General features: G+C 63.1%; 21 protein-coding genes. 13 read left to right on the top strand and 8 right to left on the bottom strand.

Annotated elements, in window-relative coordinates:
• Positions 1-70: 70 nt before the first annotated feature.
• The 7 genes from murA to F8A90_RS03450 all read right to left on the bottom strand — a co-directional run bounded on the left by murA (position 71) and on the right by F8A90_RS03450 (position 5,196).
• Positions 71-1,336 carry a UDP-N-acetylglucosamine 1-carboxyvinyltransferase gene (gene murA, locus F8A90_RS03480; protein WP_166019175.1) on the bottom strand — a complete coding sequence of 422 codons (1,266 nt, stop codon included), beginning with the start codon at positions 1,334-1,336 and terminating at the stop codon, positions 71-73.
• Positions 1,337-1,348: 12 nt separating this feature from the next.
• On the bottom strand, positions 1,349-1,603 hold the full coding sequence (locus tag F8A90_RS03475) for a BolA family protein (protein ID WP_043332541.1): 255 nt from the start codon (positions 1,601-1,603) through the stop codon (positions 1,349-1,351).
• Between the two features lie 223 nt (positions 1,604-1,826).
• Positions 1,827-2,198, bottom strand: coding sequence for an STAS domain-containing protein (locus tag F8A90_RS03470; RefSeq protein WP_200018998.1), 372 nt, complete (start codon positions 2,196-2,198; stop codon positions 1,827-1,829).
• Positions 2,199-2,212: 14 nt separating this feature from the next.
• Entirely contained in the window at positions 2,213-2,875 is a 663-nt protein-coding gene (locus tag F8A90_RS03465; RefSeq protein ID WP_043332543.1) for an MlaC/ttg2D family ABC transporter substrate-binding protein, read from the bottom strand.
• Between the two features lie 139 nt (positions 2,876-3,014).
• Positions 3,015-3,479: an outer membrane lipid asymmetry maintenance protein MlaD gene (mlaD, locus tag F8A90_RS03460; protein ID WP_043332545.1), complete on the bottom strand. Its 465-nt coding sequence runs from the start codon at positions 3,477-3,479 to the stop codon at positions 3,015-3,017.
• Entirely contained in the window at positions 3,479-4,279 is an 801-nt protein-coding gene (gene mlaE, locus F8A90_RS03455) for a lipid asymmetry maintenance ABC transporter permease subunit MlaE (RefSeq protein ID WP_043332547.1), read from the bottom strand. The genes mlaD and mlaE overlap by 1 nt, the downstream gene beginning before the upstream one ends.
• Positions 4,276-5,196 (bottom strand): ABC transporter ATP-binding protein, encoded by a 921-nt coding sequence (locus F8A90_RS03450; protein WP_200018996.1) that lies wholly within the window; start codon positions 5,194-5,196, stop codon positions 4,276-4,278. Before F8A90_RS03450 ends, mlaE begins: the two co-directional genes overlap by 4 nt.
• Positions 5,197-5,510: 314 nt before the next feature.
• Here F8A90_RS03450 and F8A90_RS03445 point away from each other — a divergent pair, with 314 nt between their 5' ends.
• From F8A90_RS03445 to mgtE, 12 genes are all read left to right on the top strand, one after another.
• Entirely contained in the window at positions 5,511-6,455 is a 945-nt protein-coding gene (locus F8A90_RS03445; protein WP_166019173.1) for a calcium/sodium antiporter, read from the top strand.
• Between the two features lie 99 nt (positions 6,456-6,554).
• A complete protein-coding gene (locus F8A90_RS03440) occupies positions 6,555-7,607 on the top strand; it encodes a KpsF/GutQ family sugar-phosphate isomerase (RefSeq protein WP_166019172.1) in 1,053 nt (350 codons plus the stop codon).
• Between the two features lie 128 nt (positions 7,608-7,735).
• Complete coding sequence (locus F8A90_RS03435) at positions 7,736-8,305, top strand: KdsC family phosphatase (RefSeq protein ID WP_200018994.1); 570 nt, start codon at positions 7,736-7,738, stop codon at positions 8,303-8,305.
• Positions 8,305-8,988, top strand: coding sequence for an LPS export ABC transporter periplasmic protein LptC (gene lptC / locus F8A90_RS03430; protein WP_166019170.1), 684 nt, complete (start codon positions 8,305-8,307; stop codon positions 8,986-8,988). The genes F8A90_RS03435 and lptC overlap by 1 nt, the downstream gene beginning before the upstream one ends.
• 111 nt (positions 8,989-9,099) lie before the next feature.
• Positions 9,100-9,678: a lipopolysaccharide transport periplasmic protein LptA gene (lptA, locus tag F8A90_RS03425; protein ID WP_225347607.1), complete on the top strand. Its 579-nt coding sequence runs from the start codon at positions 9,100-9,102 to the stop codon at positions 9,676-9,678.
• A 3-nt stretch (positions 9,679-9,681) separates the two neighbouring features.
• Entirely contained in the window at positions 9,682-10,419 is a 738-nt protein-coding gene (gene lptB, locus F8A90_RS03420) for an LPS export ABC transporter ATP-binding protein (RefSeq protein WP_166019169.1), read from the top strand.
• Between the two features lie 234 nt (positions 10,420-10,653).
• Positions 10,654-12,102, top strand: coding sequence for an RNA polymerase factor sigma-54 (locus F8A90_RS03415; protein WP_054555105.1), 1,449 nt, complete (start codon positions 10,654-10,656; stop codon positions 12,100-12,102).
• A 654-nt stretch (positions 12,103-12,756) separates the two neighbouring features.
• Complete coding sequence (gene hpf / locus F8A90_RS03410) at positions 12,757-13,065, top strand: ribosome hibernation-promoting factor, HPF/YfiA family (protein ID WP_043332555.1); 309 nt, start codon at positions 12,757-12,759, stop codon at positions 13,063-13,065.
• 9 nt (positions 13,066-13,074) lie between these two features.
• Complete coding sequence (locus F8A90_RS03405) at positions 13,075-13,545, top strand: PTS sugar transporter subunit IIA (protein WP_043332557.1); 471 nt, start codon at positions 13,075-13,077, stop codon at positions 13,543-13,545.
• Between the two features lie 137 nt (positions 13,546-13,682).
• Positions 13,683-14,678, top strand: a complete 996-nt coding sequence (gene rapZ / locus F8A90_RS03400; RefSeq protein WP_200018992.1) for an RNase adapter RapZ — start codon at positions 13,683-13,685, stop codon at positions 14,676-14,678.
• The gene (locus F8A90_RS03395) at positions 14,665-14,934 is read left to right on the top strand and encodes an HPr family phosphocarrier protein (RefSeq protein WP_200018990.1); all 270 of its coding nucleotides are present in this window, start codon (positions 14,665-14,667) and stop codon (positions 14,932-14,934) included. The genes rapZ and F8A90_RS03395 overlap by 14 nt, the downstream gene beginning before the upstream one ends.
• 343 nt (positions 14,935-15,277) lie before the next feature.
• Positions 15,278-16,633 (top strand): magnesium transporter, encoded by a 1,356-nt coding sequence (gene mgtE / locus F8A90_RS03390; RefSeq protein ID WP_166019166.1) that lies wholly within the window; start codon positions 15,278-15,280, stop codon positions 16,631-16,633.
• Between the two features lie 105 nt (positions 16,634-16,738).
• Here mgtE and pmbA read toward each other — a convergent pair whose 3' ends face one another.
• Positions 16,739-18,109 (bottom strand): metalloprotease PmbA, encoded by a 1,371-nt coding sequence (pmbA, locus tag F8A90_RS03385; RefSeq protein ID WP_166019165.1) that lies wholly within the window; start codon positions 18,107-18,109, stop codon positions 16,739-16,741.
• A 76-nt stretch (positions 18,110-18,185) separates the two neighbouring features.
• On the opposite strand from pmbA, the gene yjgA reads away from it, so the two are divergent.
• The gene (gene yjgA / locus F8A90_RS03380) at positions 18,186-18,689 is read left to right on the top strand and encodes a ribosome biogenesis factor YjgA (RefSeq protein ID WP_200018988.1); all 504 of its coding nucleotides are present in this window, start codon (positions 18,186-18,188) and stop codon (positions 18,687-18,689) included.
• Positions 18,690-18,737: the final 48 nt, after the last annotated feature.

Raw genomic sequence — 18,737 nt, 5'->3', positions numbered from 1 at the left:
GTGCTTGTACGTAGAAATTCGGCACGCGCTGCCGATCAATCAATACCGACAGCGCGAGGTGGGGCACTGATCAGCCGGCGGAGCGACGGATGATCACGTTCAGCCCGGACAGCTTCTCTTCGATGCACTCGTAACCGCGGTCGATGTGATAGATGCGGTCGACCATGGTCTCGCCGTCGGCGACGATCGCCGCGATCACCAGCGAGGCGGAGGCGCGCAGGTCCGTCGCCATCACCGGCGCGCCGGACAGGCGTTCGGTGCCGGTCACGACTGCGGTGTTGCCCTCGAGTGCGATGTGGGCGCCCATGCGGTTGAGCTCCTGCACGTGCATGAAGCGGTTCTCGAAGATGGTCTCGATCACGGTGCTGGTGCCTTCCGCGACCGCATTCATCGCCACGAACTGGGCCTGCATGTCGGTGGGGAATGCCGGGTACGGCGCTGTGCGGATATTGACTGCCTTCGGGCGCTTGCCGTGCATGTCAAGCTCGATCCAGTCATCACCAGTGGTGATGGTGGCACCGGCTTCTTCCAGCTTGGCCAGTACGGCGTCCAGGGTGTCGGCACGCGTACGCGTGACACGCACCTTGCCGCGCGAGGCAGCCGCGGCGACAAGGAAGGTACCGGTCTCGATGCGGTCCGGCATGACGGAGTATTCACAGCCGTGCAACTTCTCGACACCGTCGATGACGATGGTGTCGGAGCCCTGGCCTGTGATCTTCGCGCCCATCGCGATCAGGCACTCGGCCAGATCGACGACTTCCGGCTCACGCGCGGCGTTCTCCAGCACGGTGCGGCCATCGGCCAGGGTCGCGGCCATCAGCAGGTTCTCGGTACCGGTGACGGTCACGACATCAAAGACGATGCGCGCGCCCTTCAAGCGGCCACCCGGCGCCTTGGCGCGGATGTAGCCATTCTCGACCGTGATCTCGGCACCCATCGCCTCCAGGCCACGGATGTGCAGATCCACCGGACGCGAGCCGATGGCGCAGCCGCCCGGCAGCGAGACTTCGGCGCTACCGAAGTGCGCCAGCAGCGGGCCAAGCACCAGAATCGAGGCACGCATCTTCTTGACCAGATCATAGGGCGCGTGACAATGCTCGACCTTGGAGCCATCCAGCTGCACGGTCATGTTGTCGCCCATCACCGGCTCGACGCCCATGCGCCCGAGCAGCTCGAGGCTGGTCGTGATGTCCTGCAGATGCGGCAGGTTGCTGATGGTCACGGGACCTTCCGACAGCAGCGTGGCTGCCAGAATGGGCAGTGCCGAATTCTTGGCGCCGCTGGCCCAGACTTCCCCGTTGACCGGCCCGTTGCCAGTGATGATCAGCTTATCCATGAAATGTTCCGGTCAACCCTGAGCGTTGCCGGCGGCAGCTTCGAACTGCGCCGGGGTATAGGTACGAATGCTGATGGCATGCAGCGCGCCAGAGCGGATCTCGTCATTGAGTGCGGAGTAGACCAGCTGCTGGGCCTTGACGCGGCTCAGCTCGGCAAAGACATCTCCCACGGCGACGACCTGGAAATTGCAGCCCTCACCCTGGATATGAAAATCGACGTTCTCGATACGAGCCTCGAGCAGGGCCTTGACATCATTCGGTTGCATGACGGGCGATGACTCCTTCGCGGTACATGTCGGGATCGTGGCAGGGGATCCTTGCGCGACGATCGATGCGATATGACCGCACATGGTAATCAAAAGCGCGCGGGAACGCGATTGGCAGTCAATCGCTGCCTCCACGTTGCCGCGCGCATGAATGGCGATACGGACAAGCCTCGAGCGACCAGCAGAGCGGTGCGGCCTGACAGGGGGTCAGGCCGCCGCTGGCTCAGGACGTCTCGAGTGACAGCGGGGGCTCTGCGCTGATCTCAGCGACATTCAGCCCCGGTAGCAGGTTTTCCAGTCCGGAGACTGCCGCCAGTCGGCTCAAGGCGGGAGACAGCGCGAGGTGAGCGACATGCCCACCATGCTCCGCCAGATGGCGCTGCCACTCGAGAAGCACGCTCAGGGTGGCGGTACTGGCGCTATCCACGCCGCACAGATCGATGGAAACCCCATCCTCGCGGCGCCCCAGCCATTTCCTGCCGGAATCCGCCAGCTCTGTGGCATTGTCGAAATCCGGCTGGCCACTCAGGCTCAGCCGCGCGTCACCGGCTTGCAGCGTGACGCCATCGCGATCGAAGAGAGTTTTCATGGTCATGGCGACGACAGGGCTCAGCTGTTGCCCTGATCCCCCTCACCCTTCTCGAGGTCGACATCCGGCTGCCAGCCCTTGATGACGGCGTCGATGTCGCGGCCGTTGTCACGCATGGCCTGATCGAACTGGTTGCGGAAGGTTAGGCCCAGGTTGACGCCATTGACGATCACGTTGACCACCTTCCATTCGTCGTTGCGCAGACGCATGGAATAGGCCACCGGGTAGACCTTGCCCTTGGTATCGACCACGTCCATGTAGACGGTGTCCTGGTCTTCATAGCGACGCTCGCCTTCGCTGTCCTTCACGTCCAGCCTGGCATAATCGAAGCTCACCAGACCCTTGGCGTAGGTGCCGATCAGGGTGTCATGGAAGACCTTGGAGAATTCGGTGCGCTGCTCAGGAGAGGCGCCCTTGAAGTACTTGCCCATCACGCTGGCGGCGATGTAGCGATAATCCACCACCGGCTTCAGCGCGGAATCCACCAGGGTTTCCAGCTCGTCGACGTTGTCCTTGTAGTAGCTCTCGCGGCTATCGATCTTGGTGGTCAGGCCCTCGACCGTGTCGCGCAGCAGCACGTCCGGCTCCTGCGGGGCGGCCATGGCCAGCGGGCTCAGCGCCATCAGGGCGGACAGGCTCAGCACGCTCAACGGACGAATCAGCTTCTTGAGGCTAGAGGTCATCAGGGTTGCTCCTTGAAAATGTGCATCGTGCTCGAACGTGAATCCGCAGGCACCGAGTCAGGTCTTTCGGTGCATCACACGCGTGCGCCGAGTGCCTGCGCTTCGATGAACAGCGCATCGAATATCAACGCTTCGAGAATCAGCTCTTCGAAAAATTGGACACGAACTGCTGGATCAACTCTTCCAGCACCAGTGCAGACTGGGTATCGCGAATGGTATCGCCGTCCTCCAGCACGTCCGGGTCTCCCCCGGTGCTCAGGCCGATGTACTGCTCGCCCAGCAGGCCGGACGTCAGGATGGCGGCGGTGGTGTCCTTGCTCAGCTTGCCACGCAGGCTGCTGTCCAGCTTCATCGTGACACGGGCGTCAAACCACTTCGGGTCCAGCTCGATCTTCTCGACGCTGCCGACGGCGACACCTGCCATCGTGACCTTTGACCGCGCCTTGAGGCTTCCGATCCCTGAGAAGTTGGCATTGAGCACGAAGGTGTCATCGGCCTGCTGGAACGTGACGCCGCTGACGCGCAGCCCCAGGAAGACCATTCCCAGGAAACCAGCGAGTATGAACAGGCCCACGCCGAACTCGAGCATGCGGGTACGTTTCATCAAATCTCTCCGAACATGACGGCCGTGAGGACAAAGTCGAGTCCCAGCACCGCCAAAGATGAATAAACCACGGTACGCGTGGTGGCGCGCGAAATGCCTTCCGAGGTCGGGATCAGGTCATAGCCCTGGAAGACGGCGATCCAGCTGACCACCAGCCCGAAGACCAGTGACTTGATGACGCCGTTCATGACATCACCGATGAAATCGACGTTCGACTGCATGCTGCTCCAGTAGGCGCCCTCGTAGATACCCAGCCAGTCGACCCCCACCAGCTTGCCGCCCCAGATGCCGACGACACTGAAGCCGATGGTCAGCAGCGGCAGCGAGACGAAACCGGCCCACAGCCGCGGCGCGACGATGCGCTTGAGCGGATCGACGCCGATCATCTCCATGCTGGTCAACTGCTCGGTGGCCTTCATCAGGCCGATCTCCGCCGTCAGCGCCGACCCCGCGCGCCCGGCGAACAGCAAGGCCGCGACCACAGGCGCCAGCTCGCGCAGCAGTGACAGCGACACCATCTGCCCCAGCGCTTCCTCGGCGCCGAAACCGACCAGAATGGTGTAGCCCTGCAGCGCCAGCACCATGCCGATGAACAGCCCCGAGACCAGCACGATGGCCAGCGACAGCACACCGACGAAGTGCATCTGCCGCACCCACAGGCCGATGCCCTCACGGGACGGAATGCCGATACCAGCCTGTACCAGCAGCATGCCGGCACGCCCGATGGCCGCGATCACATCGATGCTGCTGCGGCCCAGTGACGTGATGGCCCCGAGCGGGCCACGATTCAGACCACTCATGACTCTCTCCTGCGGGTTGCCGATTCGCGACCATCGAGAATGTCGCCGGCGAAGTCCGGGGCGGGATAATGGAAGGGCACCGGGCCATCCGGCTTGCCATGGATGAACTGGGCCACGCGCGGGTCCGACTCGGCGTTCAGCGCCTCGGGGGTGCCCTGCGCCATCACCTTGCCATCGGCGATCACGTAGACGTAATCGGCGATGGTCAGCGTTTCCTTGATGTCGTGCGAGACCACCAGCGCCGTCATGCCCAGCGCATCGTTGAGGCGCCGGATCAGATTGACCAGCACGCCCATCGAGATGGGGTCCTGGCCGGCAAAGGGCTCGTCGTACATGATGAGGTCCGGGTCCAGCGCGATGGCTCGTGCCAGTGCCACACGCCGCGTCATGCCGCCGGAGAGTTCGGCCGGCATCAATTCACGCGCGCCGCGCAGCCCGACGGACTCGAGCTTGATCAGCACGATGTCACGAATCATTGCATCGGGGAGATCGGTGTGGACGCGCAGCGGGAAGGCAACGTTCTCGAACACGCTCAGATCGGAGAACAGGGCACCGCTCTGAAACAGCATGCCCATGCGACGGCGCATGCGAAACAGCTCGCGCCGCGACAGGCCATGCACATGCAACCCGGCGATCTCGACGCGCCCTGCCGAAGGTGTCAGCTGGCCGCCGATCAACTTGAGCAGTGTCGTCTTGCCGGTACCGGAAGGCCCCATGATGGCGATTATCTTGCCACGCGGGATCTTGAGGTCGATGCCGGAGAATATCTCGCGTTCTCCACGGGTGAACCGCAGGCCTTCGACACGAATCAGGGCGTCATCGAGATTGATCTCGCCTGCCGCGCCGCGTGAAGAAGTCTGCGCATCCTGGCCGTCCGCACCCGTCCGGGTTGCGGTCTGACCGGGCAAATCAGTCATAGAAGCATCCGCTGTGAGGGACCTTCGCCGTGACGAGCCACACGCAGTCGGCTCGCGGACAGGTCGAATGTCCGAGTCATGGGATCCAAGGATCAAGTTAGTTAGCGAACATCGTATCCGAACCCACCCCCATGCCGCCAGTCTCATCAGGCAACAGAGCCGTGCCGCGGATGGTGATGCGCTCAACCATGCGCCCGGCAACACGCTCTGCAATGCGTACAAGGCCGCCGTCTTGCAATGGATTGGGGGGATGCGTTTAATGGCGCGGTTCCCGGCGATACGCCACCGCCCTGCCCCCTGCCCCGAGAGTCCTGATGCTATTTCCCATCCTTGCAGTCGTCATCGGCCTGATTGGTCTTGTCTGGAGTGCTGATCGCTTCGTCGAAGGAGCCGCGGCCACTGCGTGGCGCGCCGGGATGAGCAAACTGCTGATCGGGATGACGATCGTCTCCGTCGGCACCTCTGCCCCCGAGATCGTCGTCTCCATCATGGCCTCTCTTGATGGCACTCCGGATATCGCGACCGGCAATGCGCTGGGCTCCAACATCGCCAATATCGGCCTGGTGCTCGGCGTCACGGCGCTGATCGCCCCTATCCCGGTGCATTTCGGGCTGGTGCGCCGCGAGCTGCCGCTGCTGCTGGCGGCCACGGCACTGGGCGGTTATGCGCTGTCCAACAGCGGACTCGAGCGTCTCGATGGCATCCTGTTGCTGGCCCTGCTGGTCTTCACGCTGGTGTGGCTGTTCAAGGTCGACTCGCCGAGCGAGGCGGAAAGCCAGGATGACGTGCCCGAGATGAGCACCGGACGCGCCATCTTCTGGCTGCTGATCGGGCTGGCGGTGCTGATCGCCAGCTCGCGCGCGCTGGTATGGGGGGCCACCGATATCGCCCAGGCACTCGGCGTGCCGGAACTGATCATCGGCCTGACCGTGATCGCCATCGGCACCAGCCTGCCGGAGTTGGCCGCCAGCGTGGCCAGCGCCCTCAAGCGCCACCACGACATCGCCATCGGCAACGTCATCGGTTCCAACCTGTTCAACATCCTCGCCGTCCTGCCCGTGCCGGGCCTGCTGGCGCCAGGCCCGGTGGATGGCAGCGCCATCAGCCGCGACTATCCGGTGATGCTGGGGCTGACGCTGCTGCTGGCCGCGCTGCTCATCTGGCAGCGCCGTGGGCGCATCGGCCGCGGCCCAGGTGTTATCCTGCTCGCCTGCTATCTGGCCTACACGGCCTGGCTTGCCATCAGCCTGACTCGCTGACGGCAGCATCTTCATCATCGTTTGCCACGCCGCCGCGCGGGATGACACGCCCTTTCCGCGCGGCATGAGCCCTGGCCAACCACAGGCAACAATTCGATCATGACCGAGCCTTCCAGCACTCCGCATGCCACCGCGCCTGGCGCCTCTGCTTCAAGTCAGTCCGCCGCCGATCAGACTCCTGCCAGCCAGGCGGATTTCCGCGCCAGCGCCCGCCGCACCTTCGCCATTGAAGAAGCGGCCATCGCCGCGCTCGAAAGCCATCTCGATGACGACTTCGACCGTGCCTGTCAGCTGATGCTGGCCACCAGGGGCCGCGTCATCGTGACCGGCATGGGCAAGTCCGGCCATGTCGCCAGCAAGATCGCCGCCACCCTGGCCAGCACCGGCACCCCGGCCTTCTTCGTCCATCCCGGGGAAGCCAGCCATGGCGACCTGGGCATGATCACGCCGGCCGATGTGGTGCTGGCGCTGTCCAACTCCGGAGAGACCGCCGAAGTCACTGCGCTGCTGCCGCTCTTGAAGCGCATGGGCACCCCGCTGGTCTCGATGACCGGCAAACCCGGCTCGACCCTGGCGCGTGACGCCGAGGCCCACCTGGACACCAGCGTCGCCCAGGAAGCCTGTCCGCTGAATCTGGCACCCACTGCCTCGACCACCGCCGCGCTGGTGATGGGCGATGCCTTGGCGGTGGCACTGCTGGAGGCCCGCGGCTTCACTGCCGAGGAATTCGCGCTTTCCCATCCGGGCGGCAGCCTGGGCCGACGCCTGCTGCTGCGCGTGCAGGATGTCATGCATCAGGGCGATGCCCTGCCGCGCGTGGCGCTCGGTAGCCCGCTGCGCGATGCGCTGCTCGAGATCACGCGTCAGGGGATGGGCTTCACCTGCGTGATCGATGATGACGACCACCTGGTCGGCGTCTATACCGATGGTGACCTGCGCCGCACCCTCGACCAGCACGGCGATCTGCGGGCGCTGAAGGTCGATGATGTCATGACCCGCGGCGGCAAGACCGTGCGCGCCAGCATGCTGGCCGCCGAAGCGGTGCGCATCATGGAAGAAAACCGCATCAGCGTTCTGGTAGTCTGTGACGAGGATGAGCACCCCATCGGAGCCATCCATATGCACGGCCTGCTGGCCAGCGGCGTGATCTGAACTCCCGCGGGCGTTCGCTGTCTCTGTTCGACGGCAGATCGTCCCGGCAGCAGACGCTACCGCTCAACGCCCATCAGCGCCGTTCACAGGACAGCGTCAAGCATGCACGGAGTGCGAGGAGAAAGACCATGAGCGACACGAATTCCCTGAGCGACGAATATCCGCAGGACATCATCGACCGCGCACGCCGCGTGCGTCTGCTGGCGTTGGATGTGGATGGCGTGCTCACCGACAACCGCCTGCACTACGATGCCAACGGCGTGGAGACCAAGTCCTTCCACGTCCAGGATGGCCATGGCCTCAAGCTGGTGCTGCGCAGTGGCGTTCGCGTCGCGCTGATCACCGGCCGCAGCTCACCGATGGTCGAGCGTCGCGCCAAGGAACTGGGCATTCAGGATGTCATCCAGGGCCGCGAAGACAAGCTGGTCGCGCTGGCCGACCTGTGCCGCGAGCACGGAATCGAGCTGGAAGACGTCGCCTATTGTGGCGATGACCTGCCGGACCGCGAGGCCATTCGTCGTGTCGGTCTCGGCGTCAGCGTGCCCAACGCCATGGCTTACGTGATGAGCGAAGCCAACTGGGTCACCTCACGCCAGGGCGGCGATGGCGCCGTGCGCGAGCTCTGTGACCTGCTGCTCAAGGCACAGGGCCACTGGGCCTCGGTGCTGGATACCTACCTGCAGGAGTCGCGTCCCTGATGTTACGTCTGCCCCGTCCTTCTCCGCGTCTCTGGCTGATGCTGCTGTTGCTGCTCGTCGGTGGCGTGCTGGCGCTGATCGAGCAGCGCAACAGCCTGGAATCGACCGTCAATGTCGAGGTCGACAGCAGTGAGCCGGATTACTATCTCGACGGGGCAGACATGACACGCTTCGATGCGCGCGGTGTGGCGATCCAATCCATGTCATCGCCGCATATCGAGCACACGCCAGGCGATGATGTGACCCGGGCGCAGACCCCGAAGATTCGCACCAACGACAGTGAAGACCGCCGCTGGTATGCCACGGGTGACAGTGGCGTGTTGAGCGCCGGCGGCGACACCTTCACCCTCGAGGGCAATGCCAGACTGCGCCAGCCCGATGACCGCTGGACCCTCGATACCGATGTCCTGCACTACAGCCGTGATCAGAACCGCGCCTGGAGTGACGTGCCGGTCGTGATCACCCAGAATGGCCAGCATGTCGAAAGCGACAGCTTCAGCGCCGACCTCTCCCAGGATGCCGCCGTGCTGCAGGGCCGCGTTCGCAGCGTTCTGCAACCCGGCAAGGGCCAGAGCGAAGCCAGCAAGGAAGCCGAGCGCATCGACTCGGGCGCCGACAGCACCACCACCGAGGATGGGCGCGTCAACAGCACCTTCGAGGCAGCGCCTGCCAGCGATGAATGAACCTGCCGGGCTGGCGGCCTTCGCGCCATGACCCGCGCCGCAATACCTTATTCTCTGCCGCTCGATGGCATCATTGCTCGGGCGGCGACCCCGTCATGCCAAGGAGCCACCATGACTTCCACGACTCGCAAGCCCTTGACGGCCTGTCGCCAGACCCTCAACAGCGGTGTCATGGCGCTCTGCCTGGCACTGGGCATGTCCACCTTCGCCCCGGCCGCCATGGCGCTGGACAGCGATGCCAGCCAGCCGATCAACATCGCCGCGGACGCCCTGTCTCTCGATGACAAGGCCGGTACCGCCACTTACACCGGTCAGGTGGAGATGCGCCAGGGCAGCATGAAACTCGATGCCAGCCGCGTCGATATCAGCCGCGCCGGTAGCGGTGAGATCTCGCTGGTCAAGGCCACCGGCAAGCGTGCCTACCTGGAACAGCAACCCGCGCCCGACGAGAAGCTGGTCAAGGGCTGGGCCGACACCATCCGCTACCATGCACTGGAGCGTCGCGTGGAGCTGGTCGGCAATGCGCGGCTCGAAAAAGGCGATGACACCTTCGAAGGCGGCTACGTGGAGTACTTCCTCGACAAGCGCCAGGTGAACGCCAACAACAGCAAGACGGCACAGCAGACCGAAGGCGGTCGCGTGCACATGACTCTGACGCCGCGTGGCGCCAATGCCAGCAAGGAAAACTGAGTCATGACTGCTACTCCGCGTACGCTGAGCGCTCGCCATCTGGCCAAGGCCTACAAGGGCCGCAAGGTGGTCAAGGACATCTCGCTGGAGATCCGCCAGGGCGACATCGTCGGCCTGCTGGGCCCCAACGGCGCCGGCAAGACGACCTCGTTCTACATGATCGTCGGGCTGGTGCGCGCCGATGCCGGCAACGTCTCCATCGATGACAAGGACCTCTCCGCTGCCGCCATGCATCAGCGTGCACGCGCCGGCATCGGCTATCTGCCGCAGGAGGCATCGATCTTCCGCAAGCTGTCGGTGGCCGACAACATCATGGCGATTCTGGAGACCCGCAAGGACCTGGATCGCAATGGCCGCAAGGCACGCCTTGAAGAGTTGCTCGAGGAATTCAGCATCACGCACATCCGCGCCAGCGCCGGCATGAGCCTGTCCGGCGGGGAGCGTCGACGGGTCGAGATCGCCCGGGCACTGGCCACCGAGCCGGACTTCGTGCTGCTCGATGAGCCCTTTGCCGGCGTCGACCCCATCTCGGTGGGCGAGATCAAGAGCATCGTGCGCCAACTGCGCGATCGTGGCATCGGCGTGCTGATCACCGACCACAACGTGCGCGAGACACTCGATATCTGCGATACCGCCTATATCGTCGGCGATGGCCAGATCATCGCCCACGGTGACGCAGACTCCATCCTGGCCAACCAGCAGGTGCGCGACGTCTACCTGGGCCACGAGTTCAAGCTCTAGGGTCAGCAGATACGCTGAGCCCCACCGGAGGCGAAAGCTTCAAAAGCCGCTGCGTGATTTTATCGCGTAGCGGCTTTTTCATGTCTGACATCAGACGCATGCATGACGTCCATACCACCTTGGTGGAAACATGGCATGCAAGTTGCTTGAATATTCACGGCAACCACTTGTCAGTGCCCCGAGTCACGGTATAGCGTAGTAAGCACGTTCCTTTGCCGTGAATTGACTGACTCCATGAAACCCACCCTGCAACTCCGCCTCGGCACCTCGCTGACCATGACGCCGCAGCTTCAGCAAGCGATCCAGCTGCTGCAGCTGTCGACGCTCGACCTGCGTCAGGAGATTCAGCAAGCCCTCGAGTCCAACCCCATGTTGGAGCTCGACGAGGACTACGAGTCGCTGGATGTCGTCGAGACACAGGATTCGAGCGAGATCTCCACTGCCGACTCCTCGAGCGAGATTCCCGAGGAATACCCCCTCGACAGTGACTGGTCGGACCTCTACCAGGACCACGCCGGTAGCCTGACCAGCTCCGGCAGTGGCAGCGGGAGCGAAGAAGGGCCGGACTTCGATCGCAATACCAGTGTCGAGAGCCTGCAGGACCACCTGCGCTGGCAGCTGGCAATGACCGACCTCGATGGTCGTGAACGCCAGATGGCGGAGAGCCTGATCGATGCCGTCGACGGAGCAGGCTATCTGAGCCTGTCACTCGACGAGCTGGTCGATGGCCTGCGCGGCCAGGGTCTACCCGGCCTCAAGGCCTCCGAGCTCGAGCAGGTATTGTTGCGTCTGCAGCAGTTCGACCCGACCGGCGTCTTCGCCCGTGATCTGCGCGAGTGCCTGCTGCTGCAACTGGCACTGTTGCCGGATGACCTGCCGCTGCTGGCGCAGGCGCGACGCCTGGTACGTCAATTCCTCGAGGCACTGGGCAACGATGACCGCAAGCTGCTAAAGCGCCGCCTGAGCCTTGACGATGACGAGCTGGATCACGTCATCCGCCTGGTGCGCGCGCTCGACCCGCGTCCGGCATCCGCCTGGGGCGAGCCCGCCAGCGATTACGTGATCCCTGATCTGCTGGTGCGTCATACCCGCCACGGCTGGCAGGTCGAGCTCAACCCGGAAGCGCTGCCCAAGCTGCGCATCCAGCCGGAATACGCCGCGCTGATCAAGCGTGCCGACAAGTCCGCCGACAACACCTTCCTCAAGGACAACCTGCAGGAAGCGCGCTGGCTGATGAAGAGCCTGTCATCGCGCAATGACACCCTGCTCAAGGTCGGCCGCGAGATCATGGCGCGCCAGATCGACTTCCTCGAGCAAGGCGAGGAAGGCATGAAGCCGCTGATTCTGGCCAACATCGCCGAAGTGGTCGAGATGCACGAGTCGACCATCTCGCGGGTCACGACCCAGAAGTATATCCACACCCCGCGCGGCGTCTTCGAGCTCAAGTTCTTCTTCTCGAGCCAGGTCGGTGGCAGTGGCAGTGGCGACGCCCACTCAAGCACCGCCATTCGTGCCCGTATCCGCAAGCTGATCGCGGAAGAGCCGGCCCGCAAACCTCTCTCCGACTCTCGACTGGTCGATCTGCTCGCCAGCGATGGCATCGAGGTCGCACGCCGTACCGTGGCCAAGTATCGCGAGGCGATGGGCATCCCGTCCTCCAGCGAGCGCAAGCGTCTGGCCTGACGCGACACCTGCGGCTGCCATGCCCTCACCTCTACAGTGGCAGCCGCCGCCAACTTCAAGTGCTGGATCTTCCGCTCGCCAGCTTATGACTTCGCGGGTATCAGGCGCCTGTCGCGCGCCCTGTCACCCCGTCAACCGCTCGTCAATGCCCCATCATGGCCAATGACGGAGCACAGGATGATGGCAAAAATCTGCCGCTCCGGTAGTGCCATTCTACGTCAATCGCATGTTTTTAAAGTCACTTTTGCGCCTATTGCACGTGGATGACACTTGGTGACCTCTCCGACAGGCTGCTTGCTCCACGCAATCGAAGCGCCTGAAAGGCGACGTACATGCAGGGATTGGCGACGAAAACGCGCCTTCTTGCGCGTCTTTCACGCACCACCCATCAGACGCTCCCTTGAAGTCCACTCCGTTACCCCTCACTGAGTTGAAGACAAGCACTGAGCCACGATGCAGCGCAGCGTTGATCTTTGCGCAAAGCTTGGGCATTGTCGGTACAGACGCTCACGACATCTGACGCCACTGGCAAGGGTGCGAAAACATCACCAGACGGTGGCCGTCAAGCCTGTTGCAGAGCGTCCGATCAGGGTTTGCTCGTAGTCAAAAAGGGTTACAATTGAATGGCAACCCGCTGGATAAAGGAGCGTGTCCATGCAAGTGAATATCACCGGGCATCATGTGGAACTTACCGATCCTCTCCGCGATTACGTCAACGAGAAGCTCGCTCGCCTCGAACGGCATTACGACAACATCACCAATGTTCAGGTGACACTGTCGATCGAGAAGGAGCGCCAGCAGGCTGCCTGCACCTTGCACGCGGCAGGCGCTGACCTCCACGCCCTGGCAGAAGACCCCAACATGTACGCTGCCATCGACGCGCTCGCCGACAAGCTGGATCGCCAGCTGGTCAAACACAAGGAAAAGTCCCAGGCTCGCTCTCAGGGCACCGGGACCCGTTGACCTTCAGCCATGACACTTGATCAGATCCTTCCCCCCGAGCGCACGCTCTACGGCGTCCCCGGGGGGAGCAAGAAGCGGGTGCTTGAATTCTTCAGCACCTTCATCGCACAGAACATTCCCAGCCTGGATAGTCAGGAAGTCTTCTCGCGCCTGATCGGGCGCGAGAGACTGGGGTCGACCGGCATTGGCCACGGTGTGGCCGTGCCCCATGCACGCAGCCCGCATTGCAAGACGCCAATCGCTGCGTTTCTGAAGCTCGGTGAACCCATCGACTTCGATGCCATCGACGGAGAACCCATCGATCTGCTGTTCGTGCTGCTGGTACCTGAGGAAGCGGATGAGACCCATCTGACGCTGCTCGGGCAGGTCGCGGAATTGCTCAATTCCCCGACCAATCGCTCGGCTCTGCGCCAGGCAGACAGCCAGCGTGCACTCTTTGAGGCATTGACCCAAGCCATCGCCGAATTACCGGCGCGCTGAATGACAGGCCCGGACATCGTCCGGGCTTTCGTCTTGCTGGCCTTCCATCGGCCGACGTACAGCGCACTGATAGCGGGCAGCCTTCTGCCCCACCCCTGCATTCTTTCGACGTTGACCTCGCCCTTGGAGAGCACTTCATGAAGATCGTGATCATCAGCGGCCGCTCCGGCTCCGGGAAGTCCATCGCGCTCCAGGCGCTGGAAGATATTGGCTACTATGCCATCGACAATCTGCCCGGCATGCTGCTGGCACCACTGGTCGATCAGCTCGAAAAGGACAGCCCGGCGCGCCGGCGCATCGCGGTCTCCATCGATGCCCGCAACCTGCCGGAAGCCTTGACCCGCTTCCCCGAATTGCTCGACAGCGTCCGCCAGAGCGGCATGGACGTCCAGGTCGTCTACCTGACCACCGATTCACGAGTGCTGCTGGAACGCTACTCGGCGACCCGTCGTCGTCACCCTCTGACGCGCGACAACGACCACACCCTGGCCGAGGCCATCGAGATCGAGCAGAAGACGCTCGCTCCCATTCGCCAGAAGGCCGATCTGGTCATTGACTCGACCAACCTGAGCGTGCACGACCTGCGCTCGCGTATCACCGAACAGGTCGCCCAGCACAGCTCCCGCCACCTGACGCTGACCTTTGAATCCTTCGGCTTCAAGCATGGCGTACCGACCGACGCCGACATGGTGTTCGATGCCCGCTGCCTGCCCAACCCGTACTGGGACATCAACCTGCGCGGCGATACCGGTCGCGATGACAGCGTGGCGGAATTCCTGCAGCGCTACCCCACCGTCCAGGCGATGCATGACGATATCGCCGGCTGGCTGGAACGCTGGTTGCCCGCCTATCAGGACAGCAATCGCAGCTACCTGACGGTATCCGTGGGTTGTACCGGCGGCCAGCATCGCAGCGTCTACCTGTGCGAACAGCTGGCGAGCTATTTTGCCGAGCGCCTGCCTGAGGTGCGTCTGCGTCACCGCGAGCTGGGCATTCATACCGCGCTGAGCAACGCGGGTGAGGCAAGTGACGGCGAGACGGCCGAGCCAAGCCATGTATCTGCCAGCGCACAGGACAGTCAGAAGAGCGATCAACAAAAGCGTCAGCAGGAGCACCGCGATGGCCTCTCGTGAGCTGATATTGACCAACCGTCGCGGTCTGCATGCCCGCGCAGCCACCAAGCTGGTCAATTGCTGTGCGCCCTATTCCGCGACGGTGATGGTCAGCCATGGCGAGCGACGCGCCAATGCGGCCAATGTGATGGCATTGCTGATGCTGGCCGCGCCCTGCGGCACCACGCTGCTGATCGATATCGAGGGCGAACAGGCCGATGAGGCGATGCTGGCCATCGAAGCGCTGTTCGAGGCGCGCTTCGAGGAAGACGAGTAACCGCCACTGACAGGGCTGTGCATTGTGATCAGCTCCTCGGGCTCTCGCCTCTTTCGCTCTTTGCACTCCACCTTCCTTTCGGTCAGCCCCCCCCCTTTGGCATCCCCCTGGGCGACAGCCATCACTGCTTGCACGGGCTTCTCGCGACTATTCTTGTATCCGTCCTCACACCTATCCCTGCACCGATCCTTGCGCCTGACAGCCAGACAACGCTGCTTTTGCGCCAGTGACGGGACGTGAATTGTCCTTTTGATAAGAAACACTGTTTTCTTTTGTCGACGCGCCCCCCTGGGCCAATGGTAGAATCAGTGCTGACCTTCATGTCGACAGGGGAAGCCGACAGATGAGCAAGACGTCTCGTAAACTCAAGCCAAGACTTGATCGCCTGTCACAGGCGCTGGAAAGCGGCGAGCTGGAACAGGCAAGACGCATGCTCAATCGCGGCCTCGCGCCAGTGGACGTGGCGCACTTGCTGGAATCCTCGCCCCCCAAGGAACGTAATCTGCTCTGGGAGCTGGTCGATGCCGAGCTGCAGGGCGATGTCCTTCAATACCTTGGCGAAGACATCCAGACCGACTTCCTCAAGGACATGGACGCCGTTGACGTTCTCGCCGCCACCGAGAATCTGGAACCGGATGATGTCGCCGACATTCTGCAGCGCCTGCCGAATGCAGTGATCCTCGAAGTCCTCGACTCCATGGAGACGCAGGAACGCCTGCGCGTCGAAACGGTACTGTCCTTCCCGGAGGACACCGCCGGCGGCCTGATGAACACGGACACCATCACCATTCGTCCGGACATCACCCTGGATGTGGTGCTGCGCTACATTCGCCGTCACGAGCGCCTGCCCGACTCCACCGATACCCTGCTGGTCGTCTCACGTCGCGACGAATTCATCGGTGCCCTGCCCATCAATCGCCTGCTGGTCTCGGACCCCGGCGTCACGGTGCGCGAAGTGATGGACACTGACAGCGTGGTGATTCCGGCGCTGATGCCGGAAACCGAAGTCGCCTCGCTGTTCGAGAAGCACGATCTGATCTCGGCGCCCGTGGTCGGCGGCGATGGCAACCTGCTGGGCCGTATCACCATCGATGACGTGGTTGACGTCATCCGTGGCGACGCCGAGCACCAGGTGATGTCGATGGCGGGGATGGATGAGGACGAAGACACCTTCTCTCCCGTGATGCGAACCTCATGGCGCCGCGCCGTCTGGCTCGGAATCAACCTGCTGACCGCCTTCATGGCCTCCGCCGTGATCGGCATGTTCGAAGGCACCATCCAGAAGATCACCGCACTGGCCGTGCTGATGCCTATCGTCGCCAGCATGGGCGGCATCGCAGGCTCTCAGGCACTCACTGTCCTGATTCGTGGTATCGCGCTGGGGCACGTCAAGAGTGGCAACGTGCGCTGGCTACTCAAGCGCGAAGTCATCGTCGCGGGACTCAACGGCCTGTTATGGGCCGTGGTGGTGGCAGGCATCGCCATCGTGTGGTTCGGGGATGTCCAGCTGGGGGCCATCATCGGCGCCGCGATCATGATCAACCTGTTGATCGCGGCCGTGACAGGCACGCTGCTGCCGGTGCTGCTCAAGAAACTCAATATCGACCCTGCCCTCTCCGGCAGCGTGATATTGACCACCGTGACCGACGTGATCGGCTTCATGGCCTTCCTGGGGCTGGCGACCTGGCTCTATCTGTAATACGCCCGACGGGTTCCAATGAATGCTCCAGACACAACACGGCCGCCCCCAAGGGAGCGGCCGTGTCGTTTCTCGCCTGTTGCGTGATCAGAGAAGCGTCAGCGATCAGCCTTCCAGCTCATCATCTTCGCCTTCGGACATGCCGGCGACGGTCATGCCATCGATCAGCCAGCTACCGCTGTGGATGCTGCCACGCGTATCGACATCATCACCGACCGCCAGCAGATTGGCCGCCATGTCGCGCAGATTGCCGGCAATGGTGAACTCCTCGACCGCATGCTGGATCTCGCCGTTCTCGACCCAGAAACCGGAGGCGCCGCGTGAGTAGTCACCGGTGACGCCGTTGACGCCCTGGCCCATCAGCTCGGTCACCAGTACGCCGGTGCCCATCTGCTTGAGCATTTCATCGAGGGAGGTCAGCGGCGCGGTGATCCGCACGTTGCGCGCGCCGCCGGCGTTGCCGGTAGTCTGCATGTTCAGGCGCCGGGCACTGTAGGCGCTCAGCATATAGCTCTGCACCTTGCCGTCGGCAAAGTAGACATTGTCACGCGTCGCGACACCATCATTGTCGAAGGCGGCGCTGGACATGCCACCGACTTCCCGCGGCTTCTCGCCCAGCGTGAACCAGTCAGGGAACAGCGGCTGACCCAGGCTATCGCACAGGAAGCTGGACTCACGGTAGAGCGAGCCACCGGCGATGGCAGACAGATAATGGCCGACCAGCCCCGCCGACATCTGCGGATCGAACAGCACCGGCATGCGACCCGTCGCCACCTTGCGCGCATTCAAACGCGCCAACGTGCGGCGCGCGGCTTCACGACCCACCGACTCGGGGGAGCGCAGGTCTGCCGGATTGCGCACACTGGTGTAGTCATAGTCACGCTGCATGCCCTGTGCATCCTTGGCGATCAGCATGCACGACATCGAGTGGCGGCTGCCGCACTGGCTGGCCAGGAACCCATGGCTGTTGCCATAGACCTGTACGCCTTCACCACTGGAGAAGCTGGCACCTTCGGACTGCGCGATACCTTCCACTTCCAGCCCGGCACGCTCACAGGCCAGCGCCAGATCAGTCGCTTCATCGACGCTGATCGCCCAGGGGTGGTGCGCCTTGAGGTCAGGGAAGTCAGTGGCCATCAGCTCGGCAGGCGCCAGACCGGCAAAGCTGTCTTCGCCGGTGTAGTGCGCAATGGAGACCGCCTTCTCGACCGCGGCACGAATCGAATCGCTGCCGGCATCGGAAGAGGTCGCGCTGCCCTTGCGGTTGCCGAGGTAGACAGTCACGCCGATACCCTGATCACGCGACAGCTCGACCGTCTCGACTTCGCCGTCACGTACCGAGATGCTGACGCCCTGATCGACGCTGGCACCGACCTCACAGGCGTCGGCCCCCAGGCTGCGGGCAAGCTCGAGAGCTTCGCTGACGCGACGCTCGAGCAGTTGTTGCTGAGCAACGGCATCAAAGGCCTGGCTCATGTTGTTCTCCTTCTGAGGAGACGGGGGCCCGGCAGTGCTATACTGCCGCAAATTTCCCCGACTCATTGGAATTGGCATGCGTAAAGAAAGACCCGAGGAGCTCGTCGAGCGCCCCAGCAAGTCCCAGTTGAAGCGCGAGATGATCGAGCTGCAGGCGCTGGGCAAGAAGATCATCGATCTGCCGGAAGGCCAGCGCGCCAAGTTCCCGCTCTCTGACGACATGCTGGCCGCCATCGAGGAGACCCATCGCATTCGTAGTCACGAAGGCCTGCGTCGCCACATGCAGTACGTCGGCAAGCTGATGCGCAAGGAAGACCTGGACGCCGTGCGTGCCGTCTTCGAAGCCATGGAGCAGCAGAACGTGCGTCGCGATGCGTCCTTCCAGCGTCTCGAACGCTGGCGCGATCGCCTGCTGGACGACGATAACGCCTTCGTGATCTTCGTCGAGGATTATCCTCACGTGGACCGTCAGGCCCTGCGTCAGCTGATCCGCAATGCGCGTGCCGAACGTGACGCCGGCAAACAGCCCAACAGCGCCAAGAAGCTCTTCAAGCTGCTGCGTGCCGAGCTCGATCTGTAATCCTGTTACTTCCCGCTTCACCGACGCCGCCGCGGCCCAGCCACGGCG

Origin of the sequence: Cobetia sp. cqz5-12, assembly GCF_016495405.1 — a bacterium.
Classification (GTDB): Bacteria; Pseudomonadota; Gammaproteobacteria; order Pseudomonadales; family Halomonadaceae; genus Cobetia.
Note: the sequence above shows the minus strand (reverse complement) of the source record. Positions and strands in the feature narration are given on the sequence as shown.